Source organism: Streptomyces sp. NPDC054872 (assembly GCF_053610705.1).
Window position 1 is genome coordinate 12,225 of record NZ_JBSGYY010000017.1, and the last position, 11,327, is coordinate 23,551.

General features: G+C 69.0%; 7 protein-coding genes. 2 read left to right on the plus strand and 5 right to left on the minus strand.

Annotation, left to right across the window (positions count from 1 at the left end):
- Positions 1–27: 27 nt before the first annotated feature.
- From nhaA to ACWGIH_RS21875, 3 genes are all read right to left on the minus strand, one after another.
- Positions 28–1,437: a Na+/H+ antiporter NhaA gene (nhaA, locus tag ACWGIH_RS21865; RefSeq protein ID WP_453444555.1), complete on the minus strand. Its 1,410-nt coding sequence runs from the start codon at positions 1,435–1,437 to the stop codon at positions 28–30.
- Between the two features lie 249 nt (positions 1,438–1,686).
- A complete protein-coding gene (acs, locus tag ACWGIH_RS21870) occupies positions 1,687–3,660 on the minus strand; it encodes an acetate--CoA ligase (protein ID WP_453444556.1) in 1,974 nt (657 codons plus the stop codon).
- Positions 3,661–3,739: 79 nt separating this feature from the next.
- The gene (locus tag ACWGIH_RS21875) at positions 3,740–6,103 is read right to left on the minus strand and encodes a bifunctional SulP family inorganic anion transporter/carbonic anhydrase (RefSeq protein WP_453444557.1); all 2,364 of its coding nucleotides are present in this window, start codon (positions 6,101–6,103) and stop codon (positions 3,740–3,742) included.
- A gap of 399 nt (positions 6,104–6,502) precedes the next feature.
- Between ACWGIH_RS21875 and ACWGIH_RS21880 the strand changes: the two genes are divergently transcribed.
- The gene (locus tag ACWGIH_RS21880) at positions 6,503–7,783 is read left to right on the plus strand and encodes a hypothetical protein (protein ID WP_453444559.1); all 1,281 of its coding nucleotides are present in this window, start codon (positions 6,503–6,505) and stop codon (positions 7,781–7,783) included.
- A gap of 28 nt (positions 7,784–7,811) precedes the next feature.
- Here the strand turns inward: ACWGIH_RS21880 and ACWGIH_RS21885 are convergent, their stop codons facing one another.
- A complete protein-coding gene (locus ACWGIH_RS21885) occupies positions 7,812–8,792 on the minus strand; it encodes an ATP-binding protein (RefSeq protein ID WP_453444561.1) in 981 nt (326 codons plus the stop codon).
- A gap of 101 nt (positions 8,793–8,893) precedes the next feature.
- Here ACWGIH_RS21885 and ACWGIH_RS21890 point away from each other — a divergent pair, with 101 nt between their 5' ends.
- Entirely contained in the window at positions 8,894–9,709 is an 816-nt protein-coding gene (locus ACWGIH_RS21890) for an oxidoreductase (protein WP_453444563.1), read from the plus strand.
- Positions 9,710–10,038: 329 nt separating this feature from the next.
- Here the strand turns inward: ACWGIH_RS21890 and ACWGIH_RS21895 are convergent, their stop codons facing one another.
- Positions 10,039–10,878, minus strand: coding sequence for an HAD family hydrolase (locus ACWGIH_RS21895; protein ID WP_453444565.1), 840 nt, complete (start codon positions 10,876–10,878; stop codon positions 10,039–10,041).
- Positions 10,879–11,327 lie beyond the last annotated feature (449 nt).

Here is an 11,327-nt window from a genome sequence, read left to right on the forward strand (position 1 = left end):
CAGTCTGCGCAGTCAAGTCTGCTCAGATCATGCCGGACCGTCGTCTTCGGCGCGTGCCCCGGCCGACACTTCGGCAAGCCTGCGGTGCTCGGCCGCCTTCTTCTCATAGATCGCGGCCATCCGCAGGTGGTACTCCGGCTTGTCCTGTTCGTACACGTCCGGGATGCCGTCGAGGTCGTCGTCGCGCTCCTCGTGCTCGTACAGCGCGCGGTAGCGGGCGTTGCGCACCTTGAGCAGGATCCCCGAGAGCACGGCCGCGATGAGAGAGCCCATCAGGACGGCTGCCTTGATCTCGTCGGTGAGCAGCGGGTCCTCGGTGAAGGCGAGTTCGCCGATCAGGAGTGAGACGGTGAAGCCGATGCCGGCCAGCGAGGCGACGGCGAACACGTCCGGCCAGGCGAGATCCTCGTTGAGTTCGGCCTTGGTGAAGCGGGCCGCGAGCCAGGTGCCGCCGAAGATGCCGACCGCCTTGCCGACCACGAGACCGAGCACCACACCGAGCGTCTCGGGCTGGCTGAACACGTCCCCGAGCGCGCCTCCCGACACCGCCACACCTGCGCTGAACAGCGCGAACAGCGGTACGGCGAGTCCCGCCGAGAGGGGACGCACCAGGTGCTCGATGTGCTCGCCCGGTGAGTGCTTCTCGCCCTCGCGGCGGGTGCAGCGCAGCATCAGGCCCATCGCGACACCGGCGATCGTGGCGTGGATGCCGCTGTTGTACATCAGGCCCCAGATGACCAGGGCCAGCGGAACGTAGACGTACCAGCCGCGTACGTCCTTGCGGAGCAGCAGCCAGAAGACCGCGAGGCCGATGACCGCGCCGCCGAGCGCCGCGAAGTTGAGGTCGCTGGTGAAGAACACCGCGATGATCAGGATCGCGAAGAGGTCGTCGACCACGGCGAGCGTGAGCAGGAAGGCGCGCAGCGCGGACGGCAGGGAGGTGCCGATGACCGCGAGGACGGCGAGCGCGAACGCGATGTCGGTGGCGGTCGGCACCGCCCAGCCGTCGAGCGAACCGCCGCCGGCCGTGTTGACCAGGACGTACACGAGAGCGGGTGCGGCCATGCCGCAGAGCGCGGCGATGACGGGCAGCGCGGCGGCCTTCGGGTCGCGCAGGTCGCCCGCGACGAGTTCACGCTTGAGTTCGATGCCGGCGACGAAGAAGAAGACGGCGAGCAGTCCGTCGGCGGCCCAGTGCGCGATGGAGAGGTCGAGGCCGAGGGCGGAGGGCCCGATGTGGAAGCCACTCACGGACTCGTACGATCCGCCGGCGGTGTTCGCCCAGATCAGCGCGGAGACGGCGGCCACGAGGAGGAGGACGCCACCGACGGTCTCGGCACGAAGCGCGTCCGCGACGAAGTTCCGCTCGGGCAGCGAGAGCCGGCCGAGAACCTTGCGGTTGTTGCGGGGTGCGTTGCTGGGTGCGGGCGCGGCCACGGGGGTCGACCTCCGGTCGGTAGGCAGGACAAAACACTTGCCGACCAGACTTCCCGGCGCACCCAGATACTTCGTGTCTTCTTGTCGAGTCGTCTTCTTGTCGCGTTGTTGACGCGGTCCTTAGCGTACCTAACGTGTACCGGGGGTGCGCGAGACCTATCCGGTGATCTTCACCTTAGGCGCAAAAGGGCCACCCGGCGCGGTGCCGGGTGGCCCTTTGGTGCGAGGGGCACGAGGCGCCCCCGCGGATCAGTCCTCGCTCGGCGCGGCCGGCAGCTTGGTCTGGATCAGGTCCATCACGGAGGAGTCCGTGAGGGTGGTGACGTCGCCCAGCTCGCGGTTCTCGGCGACGTCGCGGAGCAGGCGGCGCATGATCTTGCCGGAGCGGGTCTTGGGCAGCTCGGCCACCGGGAGGATGCGCTTGGGCTTGGCGATCGGCCCGAGCGTCGTGCCCACGTGGTTGCGCAGGTCCGCGACGAGGCCCTCGTCGTCGGCGTCGGCCGTGCCGCGCAGGATGACGAAGGCGACGATGGCCTGCCCGGTGGTCTCGTCGGCGGCGCCCACGACGGCCGCTTCGGCGACCGAGGGGTGCGAGACGAGGGCGGATTCGACCTCGGTGGTGGAGATGTTGTGCCCGGACACGAGCATCACGTCGTCCACCCGGCCCAGGAGCCAGATGTCGCCGTCGTCGTCCTTCTTGGCGCCGTCACCGGCGAAGTACTTGCCCTCGAAGCGCGACCAGTAGGTGTCGATGAAGCGCTGGTCGTCGCCCCAGATGGTGCGCAGCATGGAGGGCCACGGCTCGGTCAGGACGAGGTAGCCGCCCCCGCCGTCCGGCACCTCGCGCGCCTCGTCGTCGACGACGGTCGCCGCGATCCCGGGCAGGGCGCGCTGGGCGCTGCCCGGCTTGGTCTCGGTGACGCCCGGCAGCGGCGAGATCATCATCGCGCCGGTCTCGGTCTGCCACCAGGTGTCCACGATCGGGCATGTGTCGGCGCCGATGTTCTTGCGGTACCACATCCAGGCCTCGGGGTTGATCGGCTCACCGACTGAGCCGAGGACCCGCAGGCTGGACAGGTCGAACTTCGCGGGGATGTCGTCGCCCCACTTCATGAACGTACGAATGGCCGTCGGCGCCGTGTAGAGGATCGTGACGCCGTACTTCTGGACGATCTCCCAGAAGCGCCCCTGGTGCGGGGTGTCGGGGGTGCCCTCGTACATGACCTGCGTCGCGCCGTTGGCCAGCGGGCCGTAGGTGATGTACGAGTGCCCGGTGACCCAGCCGATGTCGGCGGTGCACCAGTAGACGTCGCTCTCCGGCTTGAGGTCGAAGACCGCGTGGTGGGTGTACGCGGCCTGCGTGAGATAGCCGCCCGACGTGTGCAGGATGCCCTTGGGCTTACCCGTCGTACCCGAGGTGTAGAGGATGAACAGCGGGTTCTCGGCGTCGAAGGCCTCGGGGGTGTGCTCGGCCGACTGGCGCTCGGTCAGCTCGTGCCACCACACGTCGCGGCCCTCGGTCCACGCCACGTCCTGGCCGGTGCGGCGCACGACCAGGACATGCTCGACGGAGCTGTCCTCGCGCGCCACGGCGTCGTCGACGGCGGGCTTCAGGGCGGCGGGCTTGCCCCTGCGGTAGCCGCCGTCGGAGGTGATGATCACCTTGGCGTCGGCGTCCGCCACGCGCTTGGCGATGGCGTCGGCGGAGAACCCGCCGAAGACCACGGAGTGCGCGGCACCGATGCGGGCACAGGCCAGCATCGAGACGACGGCCTCGGGGATCATCGGCAGGTAGACGGCGACGCGGTCGCCCTGCCGCACGCCCAGCTCGGTCAGCGCGTTGGCTGCCCGGCTGACCTCGTCCTTGAGCTCGGCGTAGGTGATGGCCCGGCTGTCGCCGGGCTCACCCTCGAAGTGGATCGCCACACGGTCGCCGTTGCCCGCCTCGACGTGACGGTCGACGCAGTTGTACGCGACGTTCAGCTTGCCGTCGGCGAACCACTTCGCGAACGGCGGGTTCGTCCAGTCGAGCGTCTCGGTCGGTTCGGTGGCCCAGGTCAGCCGGCGGGCCTGCTCGGCCCAGAAGCCGAGCCGGTCAGCCTTGGCCTGTTCGTACGCCTCCGCGGTGACGTTGGCGTTGGCCGCCAGGTCGGCCGGCGGCGCGAACCTTCGCTCTTCTTTAAGAAGGTTGGCCAGGCTTTCGTTGCTCACGACATCTCCCATTCCCAGGGTGTCCGTTGTGTCCAAAGCCACAGCTCATCAGACCCGAACCCCTGGTGACAAGAGCTTGCCGAAAATTGGTTTAGACCTTTACTCGGCTCGGCGGCTCCTCGCGGGGTTCTCCCTGGTGCGGCGACGGCGTCACCTGGTCGAATACGTCGTCGGGGCTGTCGGTCAGCAGATAGGCCTGCGCCTCGCCGACATGGAAGTACATGCCATGCAGTTCGAGGGAGCCCTCGGCCAGGCGCCGCGCCACGGACTCGTGGCCACGCAGATGCGCCAACTGCTGGACCACATTGGTCAGGCAGAGCTGTTCCACCGCGTCGGCGGGCGCCCGCCCGGCGAGCCGCGCCCAGCCCTCCTGTTCGTGGGCCGCCATGCGCTCCAGGCTCGGCATCCCGTGCCGCAGCCACCGCTTCAGGGGTGTCTGGGCGCCCCCGGCCGGAGTGCTGAGCAGCGCCTGCATCGCCCCGCATCCGGAGTGCCCGCACACCGTGATGGACCGCACCTTCAGCACGTCCACCGCGTACTCGATCGCCGCGGCCACCGAGTCGTCGCCGCCCTCGGCGCCCGGCAGCGGCACCAGATTGCCGACGTTGCGGACGACGAAGAGGTCGCCGGGGCCGCTCGACGTGATCATCGAGGTCACGAGCCGTGAGTCGGCGCAGGTCAAGAAGAGCTGCGAGGGCTGTTGCCCCTCGCGGGCGAGCCGGGCGAGCTCCCCCCGCACGTGCGGCGCGGTGTTCCGCTGGAACGCGCTGATTCCGCTCGCCAGTTGATAGCCGCTGGGCCCTGTCTCGCCCTGCGGCGCCTCCTGGGGGCGGTCGCAGTGGTGATTGCGCCACGCCGTCCAGGGCCGGCAGCAGGAGTGCGACGAACTGGCGGGCTCGGCGATCCGCGTGCCGGCACGCCCGGTCACCTCGACGGCGCCGCCCTGCGCGGTGTGCGCGTCCTGCCAGCACTGAAGGGCTTCGTACGCCGCGTGGTCCATGAACGATCCGTCCAGCTCGATGACGGCCGAAGCGCCGTGCGGCACGAGATGCAGCGCCCGGCTGAGGCGCGGCACGGCCAGGAAGGTCAACTGCCCTCGCACGCGCACGTGATGGACGCCGTCCACCTCGGTGTGCGTGATCCGGGTGCGGGCGAGGCGGTGCAGCGCGACGGCCACGGCGACGGCGACGCCGATGGCCACGCCTTCGAGCACCCCGAGGAAGACCACGCCGAGCGTCGTGGTCGTGTACACGAGGATCTCGCGGTGGCGGGTGATGGTGCGGATGTGGTTCAGGCTCACCATCTGGATGCCGACCGCCATCACCAGGGCGGCGAGCGCGGCAAGCGGGATCAGCTCCAGGAGGGGCACCAGGAGCAGGGCGGCCACTACTACCCAAACGCCGTGCAGCATCGTGGAGTTCCGGCTGACGGCGCCCGCGCGCACATTGGCCACGCTGCGCACCGCGACCCCGGCGACGGGCAATCCGCCGAGTGCTCCGGAGACGGCGTTGGCGGCGCCCTGGCCGAGCAGTTCGCGGTCGAGGTCGGAGCGGACGCCGCCGGCGCGCGGGTCGCGCCGCGCGGAGACCAGCTTGTCCACGGCGACGGCCCCGAGCAGTGATTGCACGCTGCAGACCAGCGTCACCGTGAGGACGGCGGCCACGAGCCCGAGGGCGGGGCCCTCCGGCAGACCGACCAGCGCGTGACTGCGCCACGACGGCAGTTCGACCTTGGCCACGTTCAGTCCGGCGACCACGGCGACGGCCGTTGCGACGGCGACGGACACCAGGGGAGCCGGTACGACACGCAGGGCCTTGCCCGTACGCCCGGGGATGCGCGGCCAGAGGAGCAGCAACGCCAGGGTCAGCAGACTGATCGACAGCGCGGCCGGATGTACGTCGGCCAACTGGGCGGGCAGCCCACGGAGGTTGTCGAGCACGGAGCTCTGCGGGGTGCCGCCGAGCACGATGTGCAGCTGGGCGACGGCGATGGTGACACCGATGCCGGCGAGCATGCCGTGCACGACGGCCGGGCTGACGGCGAGCGCCGTGCGGGCCACGTGCAGGCAACCGAGGGCGAGTTGGCAGAGCCCGGCGAGAACGGTGATGGCGCAGGTGGTCCGCCAGCCGTACTGGTGGATGAGGTCGGCGGTGACGACCGTGAGCCCTGCGGCGGGTCCGCTGACCTGCAGCGGCGCCCCACCGACCCATCCGGCGACCAGGCCGCCGACCGCGGCGGCGACGAGGCCCGCCTGAAGCGGCGCGCCGGTGGCGAGCGCGATGCCGAGGGACAGCGGAAGGGCGATCAAGAAGACGGCGATCGACGCGGAGACGTCGGCGCCGGCGATGCGGAACTTACGGACTCTGCGGAACTTGCCGGGCGGCGGCGCGTGGGGCTCGTGGTCGCGTGAGGCGTGGGCCGAGTCGGTGGCATGGGTGGGGACGCAGGCAGACATGGTTTCCCGTCTCCTCCGGGGCAGCGCGGTCGCGGAACAGGGGGCCTTCCGGAGGGTCTCCGGTGGGCGGGGTCGCGGCCGTGGGTCACGGCGTCGCAGCGGCGGGATTTCTCAACTCTCGGTAAACGAATCGTAATGGAGAGTAAAGGCTATGGATAGACAAGCAGGGCAAATGGGGCAGTCGATCACTCTGAAGGGTGAATAAAGCATTTTGTCGGCTTGTCGTACCACGTGGCTCACGCCCCCGTGCGACGTTGGCGGCGCTGTGGTTCATTCCCGGGCAATTGCGGACTAACCGCGTTCCGGTGGTGACCCCTGACGTGCCCCCGTGGGCTCCCTGCAGTCCCCTGCAGCCGTGCCCCATTCGAAGCCGACTTGAAGGAAGAAGGTGGGCGGAAGATGGCCGCCACCCAGAGGACCCAGCGGATCGCCGCGGGCACCACCGCCCTCGTGGCATGCGTCGCGGTACTGGCCGGTTGTTCCGGCGGTGACACCGGCGCCAAGACAGGCGCCCCGGGCGCCAAGAAGGCATCTCCCGCCCCGGCACCCAAGAGCGCGGTCCGCATGATCGGCGACGGCTCCACCGCCTTCACCGGCCGTCAGCCGCACCTGCCGGAGCCCGCCCGGCTGAGACCCGGCCAGAAGCCGCCCCAGTTCGTGGTCTTCTCCTGGGACGGGGCCGGCGAGGACAGCCAGAAGCTCTTCTCGCACTTCCGCAAGGTGGCCAAGCGGAACGACGCCACGATGACGTACTTCCTCAGCGGCGTGTACATGCTCCCCGAGGCGAAGCGGAAGCTCTACGACCCGCCGGGGCACATGTCCGGCAGCTCGGACATCGGCTTCAACGACCGCAAGGGAATCAAGGACACCGTGGAGCAGCTCCGCGGCGCCTGGCTGGAAGGCAATGAAGTCGGCACCCACTTCAACGGCCACTTCTGCGGCGCGGGGCGCGGCGTGGGCGAGTGGTCGGTCGCCGACTGGAAGAGCGAGATCAAGCAGGCCAAGTCGTTCGTGAAGGCCTGGAAGACGAACACGGGCATGAAGAAGGCGCCGCCGCTGCCCTTCGACTACGACAAGGAACTCATCGGCGCCCGCACGCCCTGCCTCGAAGGCCAGAAGAACTTCATGCGGGCCGCCCGCGACCTGGGCTTCCGCTACGACACCAGCGGAGTCAACAACCAGGTCTGGCCCAAGAAGAAGGAAGGCCTCTGGGACCTGTCGATGCAACTGGTCCCCGTCCCCGGCCGCAAGTTCGAGACGCTGACCATGGACTACAACTTCATGGTGAACCAGTCGGGCACGACGTCACAGGGCGACCCCAGCAAGCACGAGTACTGGGGTGACCAGATGCGTGACGGTCTGCTCCAGGGCTTCGACCGCGCCTACAAGGGCAACCGCGCCCCGCTGATCATCGGCAACCACTTCGAGTCCTGGAACGGCGGCACGTACATGCGCGCCATCGAGGAGACGATCGAGTCGGTCTGCACCAAGCGCGAGGTGCGCTGTGTCTCCTTCCGCCAACTCGCCGACTGGCTTGACGCCCAGGACCCGCAGACCGTGCAGCGCCTCACCAAGCTCCCGGTCGGCAAGGCTCCGAAGGAGGGCTGGAAGTCCTTCCTCTCCGCCAGGCCCGCACCGGCCCCGAAGGGCGTACCGGGCGCTCCGGCAGCCAAGCCGTAGCCCTTCGCCGCAGCGCCCTCGGCATCGTTCAGGCCGTGGCGACGGTCCGCTCACGCAGTACGAAGTCGGGGTCGACCTGGGCAGCCAGGTCGGCACCCGTCCGTTCGTTGCCCCAGCTCTGCGCGTTCTTCAGGTGGAAGTGGACCATCTGACGGGTGTAGCGGTCCCAGTCCCTGCGGTCGTACGAGGTGTCGACGGCGCTCTGAAGTGTTTGCAGGGAACGGCGGTTGTCGTCCTCGAGGAACTCGAACCGGGGCGGGTGGCCCTTCTCCATGGCGCGCACCCAGTCCGAGTGCCCGACCGTCACCAGGAGGTCGTCGCCGACCTGCTCGCGCAGGAAGTCGATGTCGTCCTGGCCCTGCACCTTGTTGCCGACGACCTTGAGGTCGACGCCGAAGTCCCGTGCGTATTCCTTGTACTGGCGATAGACGGAGACCCCCTTCCGTGTCGGCTCGGCCACCAGGAACGTCATGTCGAAGCGGGTGAACATGCCGGACGCGAAGGAGTCCGAACCCGCCGTCATGTCGACGACCGCGTACTCGTCGCGCCCGTCGACCAGGTGGTTCAGGAGCAGCTCCACCGCGCCCGTCTTGGAGTGGTAGCAGGCGACACCGAGGTCGGCTTCGGTGAACGGCCCTGTGACCATCAAACGCACGGCTGCGTCGTCGAGTTCCACCGGCCGCGCACACGCGTCGTACACGGGGTTGTCCTCACGCACCCGCAGGATCCGCGAGCCCTCGCCGGGCGGTGTCGTCTTGATCATCGTGTCGGCGGAGGCGATCCGCGGATTGGAGCCCCGCAGGTAGTCCTTGATCAGGGGGAGGCGCGCGCCCATGGCGGGCAGGGCGGCGGCGTCCGCCTCGTCGAGGCCGAGCGCGGGGCCCAGGTGCTGGTTGATGTCGGCGTCCACCGCGAGGACCGGTGCTCCGGTGGCGGCGAGGTGTCGGATGAAGAGCGAGGACAACGTGGTCTTGCCGCTGCCGCCCTTCCCTACGAAAGCGATCTTCATGTTCACCAAGGGTAGCCGGACGATCACCTGCAGTATCGATGCGGCGTGAAGAACACCACTCCTTCGTGGGGCGGGCTCCCGGGGTGCGTAGGGTCGTACTCATGAGTACGACAGCCGATCCGCTCGCGGCCCTGGGCGCACTGCCCGGCGTGGCCGACTCCGTGGACTCCGTGCGCAAGGCCGTGGACCGGGTCTACGGGCACCGGATCATGCGGCGCCGCAGCAACGAGATCACCTCCGAGGCGGCGCTGCGCGGCGCACGCGGCTCGGCGGCGCTCTCCGGTGCCGACTGGGCACTCGAAGAGGTACGCCGCCGCAGCGACTTCGGCGGCGACGGCGAGGCCCGCACGATCGGCGCGGCCCTGCGGCTGACCGCGGAATCCGGTCAACTCCTGTCCATCTGGCGGCAGTCGCCGGTCCGGGTCCTCGCGCGCCTCCATCTGGTGGCCGCCGCCGAGAACGACGAGGCCGCGGGCCGGCCGCGCCTGGCGGGCGAGCCGGTCGACGAGCCGCTGGTCGAGCTGGCCGTGCCGGACTCCGACGAGGTGGCGGGCCGCCTGGAGGGGCTTTCGCAGCTGATCATCGCGGGCGGCTCCGCGCCTGCCCTCGTGACGGCGGCCGTGGTGCACGGCGAACTGCTCAGTCTGCGGCCCTTCGGCTCGCACAACGGGCTGGTCGCGCGGGCGGCCGAGCGCATCGTCCTGGTGGGCAGCGGCCTCGACCCGAAGTCCGTCTGCCCGGCGGAGGCGGGGCACGCCGAACAGGGGCGTGCGGCCTACGTGGGGGCGCTCGAGGGATACGCGTCGGGGACGCCGGAGGGGATGGCGGCCTGGATCGCCCACTGCGGGCGTGCGGTCGAACTGGGGGCCAGGGAGTCGACGGCGGTCTGCGAGGCGATGCAGCGCGGCGCCGCGTAGACCGGCCTCACGCGGAGGGCCGAGGGCCCCGCACAGGGATGCGGCGGTACGAAACTTCTCGTACCGCCGCTGGCATGTTCACCGTGTTACCAAGCGTCCTCGAAGGTTGCCCATCAGGTCGGGAACTTTGCCCGTCACCTGGTGCGGCTGGCCCGTAATCGACGGGTCGACGTCGCGTGGGTGCTCGGTGTTCATGCATCGGTCCGTGGGGCCTGGTTGCGTTTAAAGGTAATCCTCTCGGATGTCCTTGGTCTCGCGGGCCGTTGACTCCTTTGTACTCCTGTACTGGGACAAGCGGAAGTGCTGGCGCTACTTCTTTACTTTTAGGTTCAAACAAGGGTGAATCGGGCGCGTGTGGTCCGGCGATGGCTCACGAACCACACGAGCCCCGCTGTAGCCGCGGCGGCGCCCACGGCGGCCGCCGCGACGAGCGCGGGCCGGGAGGGCTTCTGGCGCCGCTCCTTGAGCCGGACCGGGCGGTGGAAGTCGAGAATCGGCCACCCACGCGCGAGAGCCTCGCGTCGAAGGGCCCGGTCGGGGTTGACCGCGTGCGGATGGCCCACGGATTCGAGCATGGGGACATCGGTCGCGGAGTCGCTGTAGGCGTGGCAGCGGTCGAGGTCGTATCCCTCGGACTCCGCGAGTTCCTTGATCGCGGCCGCCTTGGTGGGGCCGTAGGCGTAGTACTCCACCTCACCGGTGAAGCAGCCGTCGTCACCGACGACCATCCGGGTCGCCACCACCCGGTCCGCGCCGAGCAGTTCGCCGATCGGTTCGACGACCTCGGCGCCCGACGTCGAGACGATGACGACGTCCCGGCCCGCGGTGTGGTGCTCCTCGATGAGGGAAGCGGCCTCGTCGTAGATGATCGGGTCGATCAGGTCGTGCAGCGTCTCGGCGACGATTTCCTTGACCTGCTGCACGTTCCACCCTCGGCACAGTGCCGACAGATACTCGCGCATCCGCTCCATCTGGTCGTGGTCGGCTCCGCCGGCGAGGAAGACGAACTGTGCATATGCGGTTCGCAGAACCGCCCTGCGGTTGATCAGCCCGCCTTGGTAGAACGACTTGCTGAAGGTGAGTGTGCTCGACTTCGCAATGACCGTCTTGTCCAGGTCAAAGAAGGCAGCTGTGCGAGGCAAGGAGTGGTTTTCCACGAGGCCGAGCATAGGCGCCCACCATTCGGCGTAAGGTGAGGCGCGTGGGTTTGCCTGAGAAGGCTCTCGGGTACACCATGGAAGTCACGGATCGTTCGCGACCGTGCTAACCCGGTCTGGCTCCTCCCCCCCCGAGTCGGACCGTGGGGACGACCCCCGCTCTCCCCCCCGGCGGGGGTCGTCGCATGTCCGGATGGGTTTTCCGGACCCTCTCGATCCTCATCTGATCGCCTGGCGCCGCCTCGCGGCCGTTTTGGGCGATCTTTCGCATGTCCAAGATTCGTCACGGTGTGTAGTCGTCAGGCTGCTCTGTGGAAACCTTCGAGATGTCACAGGTATGGGTGAAGGGGATATTCACAGCCCTCGCCTTGTCCACAGTTATTGACCAAGATCCACACGTTATCCAGGACCGCTGCACGCTGATTCCGCTGCTTCTGCACGCGAAGTTCATGGCCGGATTG

Excerpts from the sequence above, each read along its gene's own strand:
- acs (WP_453444556.1), bottom strand. The coding sequence starts at position 3,660 with ATGGGAGATGTCGTGAGCAACGAAAGCCTGGCCAACCTTCTTAAAGAA.
- ACWGIH_RS21890 (WP_453444563.1), top strand. The coding sequence starts at position 8,894 with ATGAGTACGACAGCCGATCCGCTCGCGGCCCTGGGCGCACTGCCCGGC.
- ACWGIH_RS21880 (WP_453444559.1), top strand. The coding sequence starts at position 6,503 with ATGGCCGCCACCCAGAGGACCCAGCGGATCGCCGCGGGCACCACCGCC.
- ACWGIH_RS21885 (WP_453444561.1), bottom strand. The coding sequence starts at position 8,792 with ATGAAGATCGCTTTCGTAGGGAAGGGCGGCAGCGGCAAGACCACGTTG.
- ACWGIH_RS21875 (WP_453444557.1), bottom strand. The coding sequence starts at position 6,103 with ATGTCTGCCTGCGTCCCCACCCATGCCACCGACTCGGCCCACGCCTCA.
- ACWGIH_RS21895 (WP_453444565.1), bottom strand. The coding sequence starts at position 10,878 with ATGCTCGGCCTCGTGGAAAACCACTCCTTGCCTCGCACAGCTGCCTTC.